Origin of the sequence: Variovorax sp. WDL1, from assembly GCF_001541225.1 — a bacterium.
Lineage (GTDB): Bacteria > Pseudomonadota > Gammaproteobacteria > Burkholderiales > Burkholderiaceae_C > Variovorax.
The window spans coordinates 49092-70909 of sequence record NZ_LMTS01000077.1 but is presented as its reverse complement, the minus strand read 5'-3'; the positions used below and the strand labels follow the sequence as shown (position 1 = coordinate 70909).

13 protein-coding genes and 1 pseudogene are annotated in these 21818 nt (G+C 68.0%); 11 read left to right on the top strand and 3 right to left on the bottom strand.

Features of this window, described 5'->3' with window-relative positions:
* Both APY03_RS11300 and APY03_RS11295 read left to right on the top strand, forming a co-directional pair.
* Positions 1 to 791, top strand: a 791-nt coding sequence (locus APY03_RS11300) for an enoyl-CoA hydratase/isomerase family protein (protein ID WP_068676948.1), incomplete at its 5' end; no start/stop codon positions are given.
* A gap of 32 nt (positions 792 to 823) precedes the next feature.
* A complete protein-coding gene (locus APY03_RS11295; protein WP_232081279.1) occupies positions 824 to 1843 on the top strand; it encodes a thioredoxin family protein in 1020 nt (339 codons plus the stop codon).
* Between the two features lie 134 nt (positions 1844 to 1977).
* On the opposite strand, the gene APY03_RS11290 is transcribed toward APY03_RS11295, so the two are convergent.
* From APY03_RS11290 to APY03_RS41370, 3 genes are all read right to left on the bottom strand, one after another.
* Positions 1978 to 2484 (bottom strand): RidA family protein, encoded by a 507-nt coding sequence (locus APY03_RS11290; protein WP_232081280.1) that lies wholly within the window; start codon positions 2482 to 2484, stop codon positions 1978 to 1980.
* A 145-nt stretch (positions 2485 to 2629) separates the two neighbouring features.
* Complete coding sequence (locus APY03_RS11285; RefSeq protein WP_068676821.1) at positions 2630 to 3034, bottom strand: hypothetical protein; 405 nt, start codon at positions 3032 to 3034, stop codon at positions 2630 to 2632.
* A gap of 154 nt (positions 3035 to 3188) precedes the next feature.
* Positions 3189 to 4181: a LysR family transcriptional regulator gene (locus APY03_RS41370; RefSeq protein ID WP_068676820.1), complete on the bottom strand. Its 993-nt coding sequence runs from the start codon at positions 4179 to 4181 to the stop codon at positions 3189 to 3191.
* Between the two features lie 170 nt (positions 4182 to 4351).
* Here APY03_RS41370 and APY03_RS11275 point away from each other — a divergent pair, with 170 nt between their 5' ends.
* From APY03_RS11275 to APY03_RS11235, 9 genes and pseudogenes are all read left to right on the top strand, one after another.
* Positions 4352 to 5155 carry an alpha/beta fold hydrolase gene (locus tag APY03_RS11275; protein WP_162487183.1) on the top strand — a complete coding sequence of 268 codons (804 nt, stop codon included), beginning with the start codon at positions 4352 to 4354 and terminating at the stop codon, positions 5153 to 5155.
* Between the two features lie 41 nt (positions 5156 to 5196).
* Positions 5197 to 5742 (top strand): hypothetical protein, encoded by a 546-nt coding sequence (locus APY03_RS11270; protein ID WP_068676817.1) that lies wholly within the window; start codon positions 5197 to 5199, stop codon positions 5740 to 5742.
* Complete coding sequence (locus APY03_RS11265; RefSeq protein ID WP_232081281.1) at positions 5739 to 6491, top strand: SDR family oxidoreductase; 753 nt, start codon at positions 5739 to 5741, stop codon at positions 6489 to 6491. Before APY03_RS11270 ends, APY03_RS11265 begins: the two co-directional genes overlap by 4 nt.
* 77 nt (positions 6492 to 6568) lie before the next feature.
* The gene (locus tag APY03_RS43615; protein WP_068676816.1) at positions 6569 to 7120 is read left to right on the top strand and encodes a hypothetical protein; all 552 of its coding nucleotides are present in this window, start codon (positions 6569 to 6571) and stop codon (positions 7118 to 7120) included.
* A 98-nt stretch (positions 7121 to 7218) separates the two neighbouring features.
* A pseudogene (locus APY03_RS43610) lies at positions 7219 to 7779 on the top strand (acetaldehyde dehydrogenase (acetylating)); the annotation flags it as partial.
* A gap of 14 nt (positions 7780 to 7793) precedes the next feature.
* On the top strand, positions 7794 to 8843 hold the full coding sequence (gene dmpG, locus APY03_RS11250; RefSeq protein ID WP_068676815.1) for a 4-hydroxy-2-oxovalerate aldolase: 1050 nt from the start codon (positions 7794 to 7796) through the stop codon (positions 8841 to 8843).
* 49 nt (positions 8844 to 8892) lie between these two features.
* Positions 8893 to 9861 (top strand): Bug family tripartite tricarboxylate transporter substrate binding protein, encoded by a 969-nt coding sequence (locus APY03_RS11245; protein WP_068676814.1) that lies wholly within the window; start codon positions 8893 to 8895, stop codon positions 9859 to 9861.
* Positions 9862 to 10050: 189 nt separating this feature from the next.
* On the top strand, positions 10051 to 10689 hold the full coding sequence (locus APY03_RS11240; RefSeq protein ID WP_068676812.1) for an erythromycin esterase family protein: 639 nt from the start codon (positions 10051 to 10053) through the stop codon (positions 10687 to 10689).
* 501 nt (positions 10690 to 11190) lie between these two features.
* A partial coding sequence (locus APY03_RS11235; RefSeq protein WP_083944282.1) for a cadherin-like domain-containing protein occupies positions 11191 to 21818 on the top strand: 10628 nt, incomplete at its 3' end.

The window sequence follows — 21818 nt, the reverse complement described above, 5'->3', positions numbered from 1 at the left end:
GGCGGGTGACCTTCCACAACCCGCCGTTCAACATCTACGGGCCGAACACGACGCCGCAGCTGAACAAGGTCGTGACCGCGATCGAAGCCGACCCGCACCTGAAGGTCGTGGTGTTCGACAGAGACGTTCCCCACTTCTTCCTGACCCACTACGACTTCGTGCCGCCGCTGACGGACACGACCCGTCTGCCTCCGGGGCCGACCGGCCTGCCGCAACTGCCCGACATGCTGGTGCGCATCAGCAAGGCGCCTGTGGTGTCAATCGCGTCGATTCGTGGACGTGCGAGCGGGGTCGGCAGCGAGTTGGCCCTTGCCAGCGACATGCGGTTCGCCAGCCGCGAGCGGGCTCTGCTGTCGCAGTTCGAGATCGGCGCCGGGTTTGTTCCCGGCGGCGGCCCGATGGCGCGCCTGCCACGGCTGATGGGGCGAGGCCGCGCGCTGGAGGTGCTGTTGACCGGCAATGACATCGACGGCGAGCTCGCCGAGCGCTACGGTTATGTCAATCGTGCGCTGCCGGATGCCGAGCTGGACGCCTTCGTCGATGCGATGGCGCGTCGTATCGCCGGGTTCGACAAGCAGGCGATCGCCGACATCAAGGTCCTGGTCAACCTCAATAGCCTGCCGCCGAACGATCAGGTCGGCGCCGAGTGGGCGGCTTTCCTCCGCTCGGTGAAGCGCCCGGCAGCGCAGCAGCGGATCTCGCAGTTGCTGCAGATGGGCCTGCAGACCAACCCGGACGTCGAGAAGCGTCTCCCGGACTACACCGGCAAGCTCGGCGAGTCTTCCAGGTAGCAACTGTGGCGTCTGTGAACCCGGAGGCCGACGTGAACGATCGACGAAATTTCATGACCGTTGCAGGCGCGGCACTCGTGGACTGGCGAGGACTGATGAGCAACGATGAGTCTCGGCTCGACGGGGCGACGACGTGGCTCAACTCGCCGCCGCTGTCTTCGGCATCCCTGCGCGGAAAGGTCGTGCTCATCGACTTCTGGACCTATTCGTGCATCAACTGGCGCCGCGAGTTTCCCTACGTTCGCGCATGGGCCGCAAAGTACAAGGACGCGGGCCTGGTCGTGATCGGCGTGCATTCGCCGGAGTTCGCGTTCGAACGGTCGCTGGACAACGTTCGGTCTGCCGTCAAGGACATCGGCGTCACGTATCCGGTGGCGGTGGACAGCGACCACGCGATCTGGCGTGCGTTCGGCAATGCGTACTGGCCCGCGCTGTACTTCATCGATTCCATGGGCCGCATCCGGCACAGCCAGTTCGGAGAGGGCAATTACGACAAGTCCGAAAGAGCGATCCAGCGACTGCTGGGCGAGATCAGCCCCGCCACGTTCGACACCGGGCTCGTGACACCGGTGGCCTCAGGCGCGGAAGCGCCAGCCGACTGGGCGAACCTCAAGTCCCCGGAGACCTACGCCGGTTACGCGCGAAGCACGAACCTGGCATCCGGCGGTGCCGTGGCGAACCGGCGTCGTTCCTACGACGCCCCGGCGCGGCTTCGACTCAACCAGTGGGCGCTCGCGGGCGATTGGACTCTCCGTGAGGAGGCCGCGGTCCTCGAGAAGGAAGGCGGGCGCATCGCCTATTGCTTCCATGCGCGCGATCTGCATCTGGTGATGGGCCCGGGAACGGGTGGGCATGGATCCTTCAGGATCACGATCGACGGCCGAACGCCAGGCGCTGACCACGGCGTCGATGTCGACGCGCAGGGGCGCGGAACACTCGACGCGCCCCGGATGTACCAGTTGGTGCGGGTGGCGCAACGCATTGGAGATCGTCGCTTCGAGATCGAGTTTGAGAAGCCCGGTGCCGAGGTCTTCTCGTTCACCTTCGGCTGAAAAGGATCTCATGCATATCGCATAGACAAAGGTATGGGCATCGCAGGGCTCTGCGACTGCTCTCTGGTCCTCATGACATTTGGCTCGACCGACAGCTAAGCGGCATCGATTCCTCTCCACCGCGGGTGGTCTGATCACTCGGCGATCTCGAAGATGAGTTCGAGCTCGACCGGAGTGCCGAGGGGAAGGCTTGCCACGCCAAGCACCAGGCGGCAGGGGTTCCTGTCTTTGCCGAAGACATCCTGCAGCAGTTGCGAAGCGCCGTCTGCGACCTTCGGATGGTCGCGAAAGTCGTCTGCGGTGGCGATGGAGACGCCGAGCCGGACCACGCGCGCCACCTTGTCGAGCGACCCCAGGTGCTTGCGCGCCACTGCGAGGCCATTGAGCGCCGCAAGATGGGCCGCCTCGCGGCCGTCCTCGGCATCCAGCTCCGCGCCGACGCGTCCGAGATACCTGGCCTCGCCGTCTTCGATAGGAAGCATCCCGGTCAGAAAGAGCAGCTTCCCGCAGTGCACCGATTCCACATAGATGCCAAGCGGCTTGGGCGGTGCCGGCAGGTGGATGCCAAGCTCCGCCAGCCGATGTTCGGCGCGGGCGGATTCCGAGCGGTTGGGGCGGCGCAACGACGGTGGGGTAGACAAGACGACTCTCCTGGCAATGCAGGAGTCATCAAATCAGAAGAGTGGATGTCGATCTATTGGACGATGGTGTCGCCCGCTTCATCGACGCAGCTCAGGCGGTTTCGGTGCGGCGGACGATGCCTGTGGGATGAGTTCCCGCGACGCCCTACAGATCCTCGATGACCAAGGCGCGATAGCGTTGCGCGACGGAGTAGGGGGCTCGGCGCACGACCTCCATCATTCGTTCGGCCGTCTCCGCGTCCGGCGTCTTGACCAGCAGGCCGTGATGGCCTTCCTTCGCCAGCTTGGTGTAGGCCCTGACCGTGGCGCCCTCGGTTCCTGCAGACGGCAGCGGATCGTCGGCGTCGCTCACGGTGGGCGTGATCTGCGAAAGGATCGCGGCCGGCGTGAGCAGGTAGAGCTCGCTGTCCTCGAGCTGCGCGCTGAGCTCCTCGCCGACCGAAACGGCGGTCGCCTCGTCCGGGAACATGACCATGGAATATCCCGTGGGATAGAAGGTGCTGCCGAGCGTGGAGATCATTGACGGATCGAGGCTGAAGGACATCAACATGGCAACTTTCCGGAGGTGTAGTGGGCGAGTCACGAGATTGCGGCACGCAGCGCGAGGTGCCCGGTAGGACGAGTCCGGCATTGGCCGACGGCAATCGCCGTGCGGCAGGCACTCCCGGCGGCGCCGCATCCCGCGCCGAGTCGCGAAGCCACCCTCAGCCGGCGTCTCCAGGCAAGAGCGGAGCTTCGGACCTTCTTGCCACGGTGATCGCGCCATCGGATTGCGCCAGCTCCTGTGTCAGCGCGCGTATGAGCTGACGCACCCAGCGGTGCATGCCCGTTCGATGGGTCCTGTCGTGCCACAGCATGCGGATGACGATGGGCGGCATGGAGAAGGGCAGGGGGCGAACCTGCAGGCCCAAGGAGCTGGCGTACTGGCGCGCCAGCCAGGAGGGCAGCGCGGCAACGTGCGGTGACGCTGAAACCACATACGGAACCAGCAGCATGGAAGACACCTGAACGGATCGCGTTCGCTCCAGGTTCAACTTCTTCAGTGCCAGGTCGATCGATTCCTCCATGGGCGACGTGGTCACGAAGGGAGAGCCGAATACCACGTGCGTGGAGTCCACGTACTGCTGCAGGCTCATCGGCTGCCCGTGCAGCGGATGGGAGGGCCCGCTGATGACGGCCAGTTCCTGGCCGAACAGATCGCTGCAATGCAGCTCGGAATGGGCATCGATGAAGAACCCGAGGGCAATGTCGCATTCGCCTTCGGTCAGCCACTCGCGCAGCTTCACGGCGTCGGGGAGGCGAACCTGGAGCGAGACCATCGGGGCCTCCCGCGCCAAGGCCTGCGCCAGCCGCGGCACCAGCAACACGCCGACCGAGTCGACGGCCGCGACGGTGAGCCGTCCTGCCGTCGCACCCGGATCGAACGGGCCTTCCTCGGAAAAGATCTCCTCGAGGGCGGCAAGGCCGATGCGCACCTTGCCCGCCAGCGCCTGGGCGCGCTCGGTGGGAATGAACTCGTTGCCGGAGCGCACGAACAGTGCGTCGCCGGTGAGGACGCGCAGGCGCGACAGCGCGTGACTCATGCCGGGCTGGCTCATGTCGAGCCGCTCCGCCGCTCGGGTCACCGAGCCTTCGGTGAGCAAGGCATCGAGACACACGAGCAGGTTCAGGTCGATGTTCTTCTTGAGCTGGATCACCAGAGAAACTCCGTTGTCGAGACGCCATTGTGGGACGGGCGAACGAGAAGGGTCAATTCGGGAGCTGCCGCCGATCCGCCCCGCAAATGGGCGCATTCATGCGGCTTGATTGGCAGCCCGCGGCATGGGTGATCGAATCGGCTCCTCTCTTTCGCCAGATGTCCACTGCCATGCATTCGAACCTCGCCGACTTCCAGCGCCGCTTCCCCCTCATCCGGTGGACGGGACCGCACGAGGGATGGATGTTCCGGGATACGGACCAGGACGCTGCGCGCGTCCCGCTCGTCCTGCTGCCGGGTGCCGGAGGCACGGGCGACACGTTCTATCGCACGATCGAAGCGTTGCGCGACACCCGCAGGGTGGTCAGCGTTTCGTATCCCGGCCTCGACGACGCGGCTTCGATGGCCTCGGGACTGCTTGGCGTGCTGTCGGCGGCCGGAATCGAAAGGTTCGACCTCTTCGGATCGTCGCTCGGGGGGTATGTCGCCCAACTGTGCGCCCTGCGTGATCCGCTGCGCGTGCGGCGGTGCATGTTCGCGAACACCTTCTACGACGCGGACTGGCTGCAGCAGAAGATCTCCCGCGAGAAGCTGATGGAGACGCCCGCCGAGCAGCACCTGGCGAACACGCTGGGACAGCTCCGGTCGGCCGGCGAAGAGACGGCGGAGAAGGCAGATTTCAAGCACACGATGCTGGCGCTCGTCGGCACGCATCAGACCGCCGAGATGGCCAAGTCGGCGCTTCTGGCCGTCCTTGGCGCCGGGCCGGTGCCCAAGGTCGAGATGCCGGAGGACCTGATCGCGGTGCTCGACGCGCGCGATGACATGGTCGTCGACGAAGCCACGCGCGTGGCGATGCGCGAACGGTATCGGGGCTCCCGGCACTTCAGGCTGGCCGCCGGAGGCCACTATCCCACGTTGCTCAACCCGGCCGAGTTCACCGCAGCGCTCATGACGCACTTTCGAGACGATTGAGCTGCCCCCCTCGATTGCTCACAACAAGTTGGAGACCACAGATGAGTATTCAGATTGTCAAACCCGGCACCGGCGAAATGCTGGCGGGCCTGGCGCGCTTTTCGGAGCTGACCCGCTGCAGCTCGGGCCTGCCCGACATGGGGTTGCCCGAAGGGCAGCGTACCTTCCTCAATGTCCTCGGGTTCGAGCAGCCCGAGGGCGGCTACTCGCCGTTCGGCAACGAGGCCAGGGCCCGGATCCGGCACATGAAGGCGGGCTTCGGCCTCTCGTTCATTGCCGCGAAGCCAGGCAAGGGCGTCTTGATGCACGCGCACGACACGATCGAAACGTTCATGTGCATCAAGGGGGGCTGGCGTATCGATTGGGAGGGCAGCGATGGGATCGAGTCGGTGACGCTGGGTCTGCTGGACTTCATCGCCTGCCCCGTCGGCGTCAACCGCCGATTCGAATGCGTGTCGACCGACCAGGGCGAGTCGGAAGCCCTGCTGCTCGGGATCATCCAGGGCGAGTCGCCCCGAGGCGTCTATTCGCAGGAAAGCATGAGGCGCATGGAAGAGGCGGGGACGCTGAGCGTCGAGCAAGCATGACGCAGAACATGTCAGCCAAGGTTGAGAAAACCGCGATCGTGACGGGTGCATCCAAGGGCATCGGCGCCGAGATCGCGATCCGCCTCGCCGCCGATGGACACGCGGTCGTGGTGAACTATGCGCAGGCCACGGCGGACGCCGCTGGCGTCGTGGAGAAGATCCATGCCGCGGGCGGCAAGGCGATCGCGGTCAAGGGCGACGTGGCGGCGTTGGACTGTGCGTGTAACCTGTACGACGTCGCCGAGCGCGAATTCGGACCGGTAGATGTCTTCGTCAACAACGCCGGAATGCTGCGGCAAGCGCCGCTGGCCGAATCCGACGACGCCATGTTCGATCGTCTGGTCTCTGTCAATCTCGGGGGCTACTTCCGGGGCATGCGCGAGAGCGCGCGACGCATGCGCGGCGGCGGACGGATCATCAATATCTCGACGAGCGTCGTCGGGTTCTATCACCCGAACTTCGGCGTCTATGCGGCCACCAAGGCCGGTGTCGACGCAATGACTCACATCCTGGCCAAGGAGCTGGGTCCACGGCAAGTGACGGTCAACGCCGTGGCCCCCGGACAGGTGGAAACCGTGCTGTTCCTGGAAGGAAAGACCGAGGCCGAACTGCGCTATTACGCCGACCGCATCCCCCTGGGGCGCCTCGGGCGCCCGACGGACATCGTGGGCATCGTGGCGTTCCTGGCCGGGCCGGAGAGCGCATGGCTCAGCGGCCAGGTGATCCGCGTGAATGGAGGGGGCGTTTGAAGCCGGTCCCGCCTCGTCTCTCGCCATGCCCTCGAAATCCAATTGCAGACCCAGGACAACCTGAAGGAGAAACAAACATGCCACTGCCCGTCGTCAAGCTGGCTGAAGATCAAATGCTGAAAGGCCTGGCCAGGTTCAGCGAACTGGACCGGTGCCGGTCCGGCCTGCCCGACATGGAGCTGCCGGAGGGGCAGCGGGCCTTCCTGAATGTCCTGGGCTTCGACCAGCCCGACGACGAGGGGTACACCTCGCCCTTCGGCGACGAGGCGAAGGCTGCCGTCAGTCACCTCAGGGCGGGCTTCGGTGTCTCTTTCATCGAATGCGAGCCCGGCAAAGGCGTGCTGATGCACAACCACGCCACGGTCGAGACCTTCCTGGGCGTCAAGGGGCGGTGGTTGATCGAATGGGAAGGGGAAGAGGGCAACCGATCGGTGGTCCTCGGCCCGCTCGATTTCTTTGCATGCCCGATTGGTGTGCAGCGCCGATTCGAGTGCCTGGAAGCGGAGGAGGGCGAGACGGCCGGCGTGTTGCTGGGCGTCGTCGAAGGCAATGCACCGGCCGCCGAGTTTTCTCCCGGCGCATGGAAGCGCATCGAGGCGTTCAGAAGCCAACACGCGGTCGGGGCCTGAGCGCTGCCTTCCCAGGCTCCGCGGGGCCGCGCAGCCCACCATTGAAAGCCAGGAAAATCTCCATGACTCGCAAACTCAAGGCCGCCGTCATCGGCAGCGGCCAGGCGACCATTCCCATCGTTGCGGCGGTGTCGCAGGTCGCCAAGGTGCATTACGCGGAAATCGTGGCCAGCATTTCCAGTAGATCGGCCGGCCCCGGCACGCGCGCCAACATCGATGAGTTCACGGAGACGACCACCAGGGCGATCGAGACCGTAGGCGGCGCGACACGGGGCAAGGCCATCATCGTGCTGGACCCGGCCGAGCCGCCGCTCATCATGCGCGACACCGTCTTCGTGTTCTCCGAACCCGCGGAGCCGGCCGCGATCGAGAAGTGCATCGAGGCCATGGTCGCCAAGGTGCAGAAGTACGTGCCGGGCTATCGCCTGAAGCAGAAGGTGCAGTTCGAGCGCATCGAGCAGCCCATCGACGTGCCGGGCATCGGCCGCATGACGGGCCTCAAGACCAGCGTCTACCTCGAAGTCAAGGGCGCCGCGCACTACCTGCCAGCCTATGCCGGCAACCTGGACATCATGACAAGCGCGGCGCTGGCCTGCGGCGAGCGCATGGCCGCATCGATGAGCGCCGCCACCCGGCGCGCCGAAGTGCCCGTGGCCTGAAGGACAAGAAGACCATGACGACCAACACGACAGGCCTCGCATCCAGGAAGCTCTACATCTCCGACGTCACCCTGCGCGACGGCAGCCATGCGGTCCGGCACCAGTACTCGCTGCGCAACGCCAAGGACATTGCCAAGGCCCTGGATGACGCCCGGGTGGACTCCATCGAAGTGGCCCATGGGGATGGGCTGGCCGGCTCCAGCTTCAACTACGGCTTCGGCGCGCACACCGATCTCGAGTGGATCGAAGCCGTGGCGAACACGGTCAAGCATGCCAGGGTCGCGACGCTGCTGCTGCCGGGCATCGGCACCGTGCACGACCTGAGGGCCGCCTGCGACGCGGGTGCCCGCATCGTGCGCGTCGCCACGCATTGCACCGAGGCCGATGTGAGCCGCCAGCACATCGAGGAGGCGCGCAAGCTCGGCATGGATACGGTCGGCTTCCTGATGATGAGCCACATGTGCACGCCGCAGCAGCTGGCGCAGCAGGCCAGGCTCATGGAGGGCTACGGCGCCACCTGCATCTACGTGGTCGACTCGGGCGGCGCGCTGGGCATGAACGACGTGCGCGACCGGTTCCGGGCCTTCAAGGACGTGCTGAGACCCGAGACCCAGACGGGAATGCACGCCCACCACAACCTCAGCCTCGGCGTGGCCAACAGCATCGTGGCGGTGGAAGAAGGGTGCGACCGCATCGACGCCAGCCTGGCGGGCATGGGGGCAGGGGCGGGAAATGCGCCGCTGGAGGTCTTCATCGCCGCCGCCGACCGGCTGGGCTGGAACCACGGCTGCGACCTCTACAAGCTGATGGATGCGGCCGACGACATCGTGCGTCCTCTTCAGGACAGGCCCGTGCGGGTGGACCGGGAGACGCTGGCCCTGGGGTATGCGGGCGTCTATTCGAGCTTCCTGCGCCACAGCGAAGCAGCGGCCGGGCGCTATGGCCTCAAGGCGGTGGACATCCTGGTCGAACTCGGCAGGCGGCGCATGGTAGGCGGACAGGAAGACATGATCGTCGACGTGGCGCTGGATCTGTTGCGCAGCCGATCAGCAGCAATCGTTTGAGCGGCTTCCATCGACGGACGCCAGGACAGAAACCAGGAGACATCGACTCATGCACGCACTTATCCGCCAAATCATCGTCGGCCTCGGCGTACTCGCCGCTGTCAGCACAGCGGCCGTTGCACAGACCGGCTACCCGAATCGCCCGATCCGGATCGTCACGCCCGTTCCTCCGGGCGTGGCCCCCGATGTCATGGCCCGCCTCTATGCCGATCAGCTGAGTCGTTCGCTGGGCCAGCCCGTGACCGTCGAGAACAAGCCGGGCGCTTCCGGAAACATCGGCGCGGAGTTCGTGGCCAAGTCGCCTGCCGACGGCTACACGATCTTCTATGCCTACAACCAGATCCCGACTATGAACCCGCACCTGTTTCCCAAGCTCGGGTACGACATGGCGCGGGACCTTGCGCCGGTGACGCAGACCCTGTCGACGGCCTACGTGATCCTCGGCAGCAAGGACTTCCCGGCGAAGGATCTCGCGGGAGCGATCGACTATGCCCGCACGAACCCCGAGAAGGTGGCGTACGGGAGCTACGGTCCGGGAACAGCGGGCCACCTGATCTTCGAGATCATCCAGGAACAGGCCAACGTGAAGATGCTCCACGTCCCGTACAAGCAGGGAGCGGTCGCCGACGTGATGGGCGGGCAGATCGCGATGTTGGCCGAGCCTTTTCCCTCGGCCGTGCCGCTCGCCGGATCGGGCAAGGTGCGCGGACTGGCCGTGACCTCGGAGCGGCGCGTAGCTGAATTGCCGGGAGTCCCCGCGATGAACGAAGCACTGCCGGGTCTGAACCTTCTCGGATGGCAGGGCGTCTGGGTGCCGGCGGGCACGCCGCCCGATGTGCTCGCCAAGCTCAACGCCGAGTTTGTCCGGATCACACGCACACCCGAGATGCAGAAGCGCATTGCGGATCTTGCGTCGACGCCGATGGGGACGACGCCGCAGGAGATGAAAGCGGCCATCCAGCGCGAATCCCGGCAGTGGGGCGCGCTCATCAAGGCCAAGAAGATCCAGATGGATTGATCGGCCGAGCACCGGGAGGACCGTTTCTCGACAGTCCGGCAGCCGTCCTACAGACTGCCTGCGCCAGTGCTTGCACATTGAAATTCGAAGCGCGCGAACGGGCCCCCGCGACCTTCGACGTGAAAGGCCGGACCCCTCGCAAACTGCTGGAGCATGTGTGTCTGGACGACCGCACGCGAGGAGGCAGGAATGGGACGAATCGAGGACACCAAGGCGCTCGACGCGGTGCGCCGCGCCGCGCTGCCGTTCGCCGGCGACGACGATCACGGCGCGCTGCTTGCGCTGATCGGCGACGCCCGTTTCGTGCTGCTGGGCGAAGCCTCGCACGGCACGCACGAGTTCTATCGAGAGCGCGCACGCATCACCCAGCGGCTGATCACCGAGAAGGGGTTCAACGCCGTTGCGATCGAAGGCGACTGGCCCGATGCCTATCGGGTGAACCGCTACGTTCGCGGCCTGGGCGACGACGCTTCCGCGGTCGAAGCGCTGGCCGGGTTCCGCCGATTCCCGACCTGGATGTGGCGCAACACCGACGTGGTCGATTTCCTGGACTGGCAGCGCCGCTCCAATGACGCGCTCCCGGAGGCGTCGAGGTCCGGGTTCTACGGCACGGACCTCGACAGCCTGAACAGCTCGATCGACGCTGTGCTGCAGTACCTAGAGAAGACCCGTCCGGAGACCGCGCGACTGGCCCGCGAGCGCTATGCCTGCTTCGACCGCTTCGGCGACGACAGCCAGGTCTATGGCTTGATGACGGGACTTCGCGGTGCCGAAGGATGCGAGGAAGAGGTGATCGCGAAGTGGGACGCCGCCACGGCGAGGTCTTGATCCAGAGCCGCGACGCATCGCCACGCCGCGCGGTCTCTACTTCTGGCTGCAGCATTTCAAGGCGCGGGCCTGGATGGCGTAATCGCCAAGTGGGTTTCGACAAGCCGCCCAGCGCTTGCCGCTACGACCAGCTGGAAGTCATGCCGCCGTATGAACTCGCTCGGTGTTTTCGACGGCCGGGTGACGGACGGGGCCGGCCTGACGCTCTGATGAAAAAGAGCTCCGAAATCGGGCCTCGTTGCAACGTGCATACATACAAGCAGTAACGCTCGAAAGCCACACGTACGATCGCGTCGCTTTGCGCAGCCGCCAACTTTCGGCTGTGCTTTTTTCACAGGGTCAGGAATGCTCCGGCAGAGGCAAAAGCCCACCGGGCGAACTGTTGTGGTCGAGCTTGTATTCCTTCGTTGATCCGCCCTGCGTCCCGATGACAGCCGCGTGTGCATCCACACGCCCACAGGCATCCCCGATGCCATCGTCTCCCGAAAGCTGAGAGCCCACATGCCAGTTTCAAAGGTCGACTTTCTTCGCCCGCGCACGCATCGTTTTGCTTTGGAGAGCCGCCAGTTGTTCGATGGCGCCGCCTTCGTCGAGGCGGCCACGCATGCGGCCGACGCGCCGCAGGCGGGCAGTGCGCCTGCAGATGTCCATCATGCGGAGCCGGCGCACCCGGCGCCGCAGCAGCAACATGAACCGGCCGCGGCGGAATCGGCACCGGCCCTGCAGCCCGCGCCGAGCGCACCGCACGAGGTCTACGTCGTGGACCAGAACGTCGCGAACTGGCAGCAGCTCGCCGCTTCCGTCCCGGCGGGTTCCGAGCTGATCCTCTTGGACACCGGTTCTTCCGGCGTCCAGCAACTCGCCGATGCTCTTGCAGGGCAGACCGGCATCAGCGCGCTCCACATCCTGAGCCATGGCAGCACCGGCGAGATCACGCTGGGCAACGAGCAGGTGGACGCGGCCAGCCTCGAGCGTTCCGCCGAGGCCTGGAGAAGCATCGGTGCGAGCCTCGGCGCCGATGCGGACATCCTGCTCTACGGCTGCGACGTCGCTGCCGATGGTGCGCAGTTCTCGCAAGCGCTCGCCAGCCTGACAGGCGCCGACGTGGCTTCGTCCATCGACGCCACGGGCGCGGCCGCGCGCGGGGCGGACTGGACGCTGGAATCCGCCACCGGCCACATCGAGGCGCTGAGCTTCGCCGATGCCGGCTACGACGGCGTCATGGCCGCCCCCACGGTCAGCACCACGGCGACGCGGCTCGTCGTGGCGGAGCCGAGCAGCCTCAACGCACCTGGCGCCGACCGCGGGACACTCAGCGGCTGGACCATCACCGACGACGGCTCCGGCAACGTGACCGTCACCGTCGTGGTCGAAGACCCGGCGAAGGGCACTCTGTCCTCGGCCAGCACCACCGGCGTCACCGGCATCGCCGGCGGCTACAGCTTCACCGGCAGTGTGTCCGCGGCGAATGCGTGGGTGAACCAGCTGGTGTTCGCCTCGGCCGATGTCGAGCTCGGCACCACCGCCGCCAGCACGCGCATCGTCGTGACCGTAACCGACTCCGAAGCGCCCGCGCTGACCGCGACGCGCGCCCTCGATGTGACGGTGACGCCGTCGAACGACCCCGTGGCGGTAGCCGATGCGGCGCAGTCTGTCAACGAGATCGGGAGCACGGTCCTGACCGTCGCGACGCTGAACGCGATCGATCCCGAGGTGACGCTCGGCACCCAGGTGCCGAGCCAGGTGGTGTACGCCCTCACGGCCGATACGGTGCACGGCCATCTCCTGCTCAACGGCACGCGCCTGGGCATCGGCGCGGTCTTCACGCAGCAGGACGTGATCGACGGCCGGGTGGTGTACGTCCATACCGCCACCGGCCCGGACCAGAACACGCAGGACGCCTTCGCGGTGCAGGTCAACGACGGCGCGACGCCGCAGAACCGCTCCGATACCGCCAACATCACGCTCAACGTCACGCCGCTCAACCAGGCGCCGACCGTGAGTGGCTCTGGCGTCATCCTCGAAGGCCAGCCCGCCAATGCCCTCGACGGCGGCGGCAACCCGGCGTCGGTGGTCGGCAACTTCATCGTCGCCGATGGCGGCGGCGACGACGCCGATGCGACGCTCACCGTGCGGCTGACCAGCCTGCCGACGGACGGCGCGCTGTTCTTCACCGGCACCGTCACCATCGGCGGCGTATCGCAGCCCGTCACCAACCACGCCGTGACGCAGGCCGACATCGATGCGGGTTTCGTCTTCGCCTACGGGGCGCGTGGCGGCCTGACCTATGCCAACGTCGGCAACCGCGACACCAACCCCGCGACGCCGTACCCCTACGCCGACGGCTTCGGCGTCGCGGTCAGCGATGGCGGCGGCGGTGCGGGCGGCGGTGCAGTGCAGACCACCAACGCGATCATTGCGCTGACCATCCAGCCCACCGATGACGATCCGACCTTGGACCCGGCGAGCAGCCTGGTCGCCACCGTCACCGCACCCGGCGACGGCAGCGGCGCCTACACGGTGACGCTGACCGAGGCGATGCTGAATGCCTTCGACGTGGATTCGAGCGACGACCGCCTGACCATCGCCGTGACTTCGCAGGCCCTGCTCGACCAGGGCCGCCTGCTGCTCAACGGCCAGGTGCTGCCGAGCGGCGGCACCTTCACCGTGGCCGACGTCAAGGCGGGCCGCGTGCAGTACGTGCAGGTGACCGGCGCGGGACCGAACCAGACCGACGTCTTCCAGTTCCAGGTGCGCGACAACACCACCAGCATCCGATGGAATGCCGACGGCACCCGCATCGAGCGCGATGGCGGCCAGTACAACGACAACGGCACGCCCGGCAACTACAACGACGACAGCCTGCGGACCTTCAATTTCACGATCAACCTGGTGGAGACGCCCACCGGGAACGGCGGCAGCTTCCCGCCCCTGGACAACACCACGACCCATGCCGATTCGAACTATGCCGGCACCAACGACAGCGGCATCTCGCGTGGAACGCTGAACGAGGGCGGCACCATCGTGCTGGCCGGCACCGGCAGCGATTTCAACCTCACCCCCGGCCTGAGCTACACGGCCGACGGCGTGCCGCCCGAACAGGTGGTCTACACCATCCTCGGCTTCGACGGCGTGACCGGCGGCGCATGGAACGGCACGCTGCAGCGCTTCAACGGCACGACGTGGGTAACCATGGGGGTGTACGACACCTTCACCCAGGCCGATCTCAACGCCGGCAGCATCCGCTTCCAGCACGACGGCGCCAGCGAGGACTTCGAGTCGAGCGTGCGGCTCTCCGCATCCGCCGGCGTGCTCGTCGACGACGGCACGGGCGGGCTGACCTCCGACTCGTGGGACACCAGCTTCACCTTCTTCATCACGCCGGTCAATGACGCGCCGGTCACGGTCGGCTCTTCGAACACGGTCATTCCCGAAGGCGGCACGGCCTACATCACGACCGGGCAACTGCAGATCGCCGACCCGGACGACGCGGACAGCGAGAACTACCTCGAGTCCTCGGCCACGCTGCCTGGCGGCGGCAGCAACTACGCGTTCGACAACGCGGCCACCGGCGCCGGCGCACTGCGGATCGAAGTGCTGACGCTGCCGCCCGGCGGCACGCTGCAGTATTCGACCGACGGCGGCACGAGCTGGCCCAACGTCACTGCGGGCCAGCTCATCGACGCGGCGCTGATCACCGGCGCCGCCGGCACCACCCGGCTGCGCTTCGTCAGCGACGGCTCGGAGCTGCGCAACACGAGCTTCGATGTGCGCGCCGTCGACCGCTGGGGCGCCACCTCGAACACCGCGACGGTCGGCATCCAGATCACCAACGTCAACGATGCGCCGCAGATCGCGCCGGACCCGAGGCAGGCCGACCCAGGGACCTCGGTCAACAACCCGCTGACGGTGGCGGAGGGCGGCTACGCGCAGATCTCCAGCGCCATGCTCTCGGCCTTCGACACCGACAGCAGCACGACCCAGGTGCAATACACCATCACCGGGGCCGCGGCCCACGGCAGCATCGCCTACTCGACCGACGGCGTCACCTTCCTGCGGCTGGGCGTCGGCTCCTCCTTCTCCGAGGCGGACGTGCAGGCGGGGCGCATCTACTACCTTCACGGCGGCGACGAGTCCGACGGCGCGACCTATCCGAATCCGCCCAGCGACTCCTTCACCTTCAGCCTCGGCGACGGCGACAAGGAGCAGCCGGGCAACCAGTTCTGGATCTACGTCACGCCGGCCAACGATGCGCCGGTGGTCACGGGCCCGGCCGAGCCGATTCCCGTCGACAGCGCGAGTGCCGTGAACAACCCGGTGCCGGGCTTCAGCGTGGCCGACTCCGACATGGACACGCCGACCGCCGGCGAGAGCGATTTCGTGCAGGTCATCGTGCGCCTGCTCGATGCCGGCGGCAACGCCTTCGACGCCGTCGCCTATGCCGGCGTGACCATCGGCTCGACCTCCATGGGCGGCGTGACGGTCGACGGCGACAAGAACGGCACGGGCGACTTCCTGACCCTGCGCGGCACCCGCGCTCAGGTCAACGCAGCGCTCGCGGGGCTGACCGTGACCTTCGGCGACGATCGCGACGCGGTCTACCAGGTGCAGGTCATTGCCGACGACCGGCTGCGCGACGCTGCCGGCGCCCTCCAGACGGGCGCGAACGGTGGCCCGATCAACGAATCCGATCCGCCGGGCACGACGGGCATCGCCGTTCCGGCGACCGAGTACGACTGGTACAGCGCCGCCGTGCCGACCGCCGGCGCCATCACCGGCAACATTTCGGCGGCCTCGGTGCGCATCTTCGCTTCGAGCGAGAACGACCCCGCCACGCTCACCGCGCCCCCGAGCGCCAATGTGGTCGAGGACCAGGCCACCTACATCGGCGGCGGCTTCGTGGTCGCCGACCCCGAGTCGGCCGCCTTCGACACGCCGGTCACCGTGCGGCTGTCGGTGCCCAGCGGCACGCTCGGCATCGGCGGCGCCGGCGCGCAGGGAAGCGTCACGCCCGGCGGCGGCCAGGCCGTCACGATCACCGGCGACAACACCGGCCTGCTGGTCCTCACCGGCCGTGCGAGCGACATCCAGGCCCTCATCAACAGCGGCGCCGCGACGGGCCTCACCTACCGCAGCGCGGCCAACCTCAACCATGACACCAACGGCGTCGATGCCGGCGACGTGACGCTCACCGTCTCCTTCGACGACGCAGGCTCCCGCATCGGCGACGACGTGGGCGCCGGCAGCGTTGCCGACAATCCGCCCGACGTGACCATGGCGCTGACCATCGCGCCGGTGAACGATGCGCCCACGGTCTCGCTGGGCGGCGGCATCACATCCAGCACGCCGGTCGTCCTGACCGGCGGCGCGACGCCCACCGCGGTGCCCGGCTTCACGGTCGGTGATATCGACGTCGACGGCGACATCGCCGGCAACGGCGCCGCATCGGACGTGACGGACGGCGAGGCCGACTTCCTGCAGCTGACCATCCGCATCACCGACGCCAGCGGCAACGCCTTGCCCGCCACTTCCTACGACGGCACCAACGGCGAGGTCACCATCACTTCGGGCAACGCCGGCAGCTCGGGCGTAGCCATCGATGGCGTGTTCGACGGCACCGGCAGCGCCCTGGTCATCAGCGGCACGCGCGCCCAGGTTCAGGCCTACCTCGATGGCCTGGCCGTCGCGCTCACCGGCGCGCTGGCCAACGGCGACGTGGGCTACCGCGTCGAGGTCATTGCCGACGATCGCGTGCGCGACGGCGGCGGCGTGGTGACCGGCGCCAACGGCGGCCAGAACGACAACGCGGGCAACGGCACCGTCGTCCCGCCGGCCACCGCCATCGACCCCTATGCGGCCACGCCGGGCGGGCTGGCGAGCAATGTCGCATCGACCTACCGCACGCTGTTCCCGTCGTCGGTGAACGATCCGGCGCACATCGCGGCAGGCAACCTGAACGCGGGGGAGGGCAGCGGCAGCGTCACCCTCACCGGCATCACCGTGACCGACCAGGACGCGCTGGACACCAGCGTCCTCACCACCACCGTCTCGGTGCCCGAAGGCTTCACCATCACCGCCATCGGCGCCGGCAGCGGCGGCAGCGCGGTGATCGCCGGCGACGGCAGGTCGGTCACCATCACGGGCACGCTGGCCGAGATCAACAGCCGCATCAACACCATCGAAGTGCAATTGCCCGATGCGCCCGGCGTGGCAGGGCGACCGGACTGGAACGGCTCCTTCACCGTCACCATCGTGGTCGACGACGAGGGCAATACCGGCGGCCGGCCGGCGACGCTGGCACCCGGCGACAACAGCACCACCGGCACCTTCGCCTACCAGAACGGCGTGGCCGCCGACCTGGTCACCACGCGCACCTTCAGCTTCACCGTCGATCCGCTCAACGACGCCCCGGTCGTGGTCAACGGCAATGCCGAGACGCTGCCGGCCGTCAACGAAGACGCCGGCAACGCGGCCGCGGGCAGCACCGTCGGGGCCCTGTTCGGCAGCCACTTCAGCGATGCGGCCGACCAGATCGACAACAGCGGCACCGGCGCGACCGGCGGCAGCACGCCCGACAACTTCTTCGGCGTGGCGATCACCGGCCTTGCGCTGGATCCGGCGCAGGGCGAGTGGCAGTACTCGCTGGACGGCACGACCTGGCCGGCCGTGGGCGCGCGCAGCGATGCCAACGCGCTGGTGCTCGCATCGAGCGCGCAGCTGCGCTTCGTGCCCGCCGCGAACTTCCACGGCACGCCCAACGAGCTCACGGTGCGCCTGGTGGAGACCGATGCCAACGCCGACAGCGCCACGGCCGACCCGGTTTCCGGCTCGACCGTGAACGTTGCGGGCGCCGGCAACGGCGGCACCACCGTCTACAGCGCGGCGACGGTCGTGCTGTCGACCAGCGTCGCCAACGTCAACGACCGGCCCACCGGGACCGATGCCGTGCTCGCTGCCGGCGTCGAGGACCAGCAAGGCCAGCCCGCGCCTGCGGCCACCGCGGCCAGCCTGTTCGGCGGCGGCTACGGCGATGCCACGGACAACCAGGCCGGCATCACGGGTGGCGGCAACGCGGCCACGCCCTTCGGCGGCATCGCGATCGTCGGCAATGCCGCCACCGCGGCAGAGGGCAGCTGGCAGTACTCGACCGACAGCGGCACGAGCTGGACGGCCGTGCCGGCCGGCGCCTCCGACGGCAGCGCGGTGCTGCTGCCGCCCGATGCGCAGCTGCGCTTCGTGCCGGCCGCCAACTACAACGGCACGCCCGGCGCGTTGACCGTGCGCGTCTCCGACACCGCCGTCGTTGCAGGTGCGGGGGACATCAGCGCCACCGTCGGCGCCGCCACCAGCCAGTGGTCGGTGACGCGCACGCTCTCGACCACGGTGGCGCCGCGCAACGACGCGCCGGTGCTCGCGGGAACGCCCACCAACGCCAGCGCGATCGAGAACGGCCAGACGGGCACAGGGGTCAGCATTCCGCCGGTCGCACTGCTCAGCGGCAGCACCGTGTCCGACCTCGATCTCGCCACCACGCCGGGGCTGGATGCGGGCATCTTCGGCGCGGGCCGCATCACCGTCAGCCTCGACGGTTACCAGCCGGGCGACCTGCTGCTGGTCGACGGCGCGCTGCCGGCCGGCGCCAACGTCTCCGGCGGCAACGGCGCGCCGCTGGTCGTGCAGTTCGATGCCGACACGACGCTGGCGGAAGTGCAGGGCGTGCTGAACGCGCTGTCGTACCGCAGCACCAGCGACAACCCCACCAACTTCGGCACGGACCCCGACCGCGTCTACACCGTCGTCATCAACGACGGCAACAACGTGCAGGCGGGCGGCGACGCCGGTGGGCCGGCGCTCGACAGCAACGTGCTGACGGGCACCCTCACCATCGTGGCCGCCAACGACCTGCCGACGGCCAACGACGACACGCACAGCATCGTGGAGGACACGGTCTCGGTCGGCGCCAACGTCGTCAACGGCCGCGTGCCGGGGCAGGGCGATACCGACCCCGACCATGCAACGCTGACCGTGAGCGCCGTGCGCACCGGCACCGAGGCCGGCAGCGGCACCGCCGGCAGCGTGGGCAGCCCGCTCGCCGGCACCTACGGCAGCGTCGTGCTCAATGCCGACGGCAGCTACACCTATACGCTGAACAACGCCGATCCGCGCGTGCAGGCCCTGACGGCCGGCGAGACGCTGACCGAGGTCTACGCCTATACCGTCTCCGACGGCGCGGGCGGCACCGACATCGCGCAGCTCACGATCACGATCACCGGGGCCGCCGACGGTGGCGCGGGCGACGACGTTCCCGGCATCGTGGTAAGCGACCAGAACGGCGCGGCGACCGGCCAGCTCAGCGTGAACGAGGCCGGCCTCACCAGCGCAGGCGACACCAGCGAAACGGGCGCAAGCACCTTCACGATCAGCGCCGCCGACGGCCTGAGCAGCATCAGCATCAACGGCACGCCCCTGACGCTGGCGCAGCTGCAGGCCGCGACCCCCGGCGCGCCGCAGACCATCATCACCGCCGACGGCGTGCTGAACATCACCGGATTCACGCCCACCAGCACGGTCGGCGGCCTCACCACCGCCGGCGACGTGAGCTACACCTATACCCTGCAGCAGCGGCAGGACCACAGCGGCGGCGAGGTCACCGACCCGTTCGCACTGACCGTGACCGACCGCGACGGCGATGTGGCGAACGGCACCCTCACGGTGCTGATCGTCGACGATGTTCCGCTGGCCGCGAACGACGCGAACAGCATCGACGAAGACGCGGGCACGAACACCGTCGGCGGCGACCTGAAGGTCAACGACCGCAACGGCGCGGACGACGGCAACACAGTGCCCCTCACGGCCGTGAGCTTCGGCGCGACGCCGGGCGTGCTGGGCAGTCCGCTCGCCACCGCCTACGGCAGCATCGTCGTCAACGCGGACGGTACGTACACCTACACGCTCGACAACGACAACGCCCTGGTGAATGCGCTCAAGGACGGCGAGACGCTGACGGAGACGCTGAGCTACACCATCGTCGATGCCGACGGCGACACCTCGACCGCCACGCTCACCATCGCGATCAACGGCCGCACCGATGCGAGCGGACCGACCATCGTTCCGATCGACGGCAACGGCGCCGCGGCCGGCCAGACCGAGGTGCATGAAAGCGGCCTAACGGACGGCCCGGCCGGCGCGGACCCGAGCGAGACCAGCGGCGGCACCATCGCCATCAGCGCGGCGGACGGGCTGACCTCGGTCACGGTCGGCGGCACCACCCTGACGGTCGCCGAGCTGCAGGCGCTCGGCGCCACGCCGCGCAGCATCGACACCGGCGAGGGCACGCTGGTGCTCACCGGCTTCACCGCCACCAGTTCGGTCGGCGGCGTGCCGACGGCCGGCGAGCTGAGCTACACCTACACGCTCAAGAACCCGCTCGGCCAGCCCGGCGCCACCGAGAGCTTCGATCCCGTCGAACTGCAGGTGACCGACGCAGGCGGCGGCTCGAGCACGGGCACGCTGCAGGTGCGAATCGTCGACGACGTGCCGGTAGCGGCGAACGATGCCGCCACCATCGACGAGGACGCGGCGCCGAACACCGCGAGCGGCGACGTGAAGGCGAACGATGCGAACGGTGCCGACGACGCCAACGGCGTGCCGGTCACCGGCGTGAGCTTCGGCGGCACGCCGGGCAGCCTGGGCAGCCCGCTCGCGACGGCCTACGGCAGCATCGTCGTCAACGCCGACGGCAGCTACACCTACACGCTCGACAACGCGAACCCGGTCGTCCAGCACCTGCTTCCCGGCGAGACGCTGACCGAGGTGGTGAACTACACCATCACCGACGCTGACGGCGACAGCTCGACGGCCACCATCACCATCACCATCGGCGGCGCCGAAGACGGCGTGTCGCTGGTCCTCGACGACGGCAACGGCTCCGGCAGCACCGGCGAGGCCACCGTCAGCGAGCGCGGGCTGGGCGACGGCGGCGACCCGAGCGAGACCACCACCGGCCGCTTCGTGATCCGCACGCCCGACGGCCTCGGCAGCCTCGAGGTCGCCGGCACCCCGCTGACCCCGGCACAGCTGGCGCAGCTCGGGACGACGCCGGTCACCCTCGTGACCGACAAGGGCCTGCTCACGCTCACCGGCTACGACCCGGCGACCGGTGCCGTCACCTACAGCTACACGCTGACCAGCCGGCAGCCGCATGCGGGCGGCGAAGTGACGGACGACATCGCCATCGTCGTGCGCGACCGCGATGGCGACACGAGTTCGGGCACGCTGCGCGTGCTGGTGATCGACGATGTGCCGACCGCGCGCGACGACGCCGCCTCGGTCGACACCACGCGGCCAGGCGTGCCCACAGTCGGCGGCAACGTGTTCGGGTCGAACGGGCGCGGACCGGGCGACATCGGCGACCGCATCGGTGCCGATGTCGTGGCCGAGCCCGTGACCGCCTTCTCCTTCGAGGGACGCCCGGGCGTGATCGGCGGCGGGGCGCTGGCCGGCGCATACGGCAGCCTGCGCATGAATGCGAACGGCAGCTATAGCTACGAGGTGGACACCAGCAACGCCCGCGTCGCCGCGCTCAGCGACGGCCAGACGCTGACCGAGGTGTTCAGCTACACCATCACCGATGCCGACGGCAGCACCAGCACCGCCCAGCTGGTGGTGACGATCCGCGGCGCCTCGCAGTTCCGCCCGCCGGAAGGCGACCAGGTCTTCCCGATCGAGTATCCGGCGCAGCAGCGCGTCATCGCGCAGGGCATGGCGCCCGCGCTTTTCGTGCAGTTCTCGGTGCATGAATCGCAGCGGGTCAGTCAGGAGGCCCTGGCATCGATCGCGGCCCGCGTGGCCGGCGGGGTGTCGTACAGCGCCTTCGACCAGAACGCGTTGCCCGGCATCGGCCAGGACATGAGCAACATCCAGCACGTCAGCCGCGATGGCGTGGCGGCCTCGCTGCGGCTGCTGGAGGACCTGCGGCAGAGCCTGGCGCTGCGCGGACTCGGGGCCGGCTTGCCGGACGGCGGCAATGCGCTGTTCGGCGACTTCCCTGATTTCGCCGTGCCGGAGGAAAAGGCCGCGCCGCCTTCGCAGGGCGGTGGCGAGCGCATCGTCGTGCCGGGGGGCAAGAC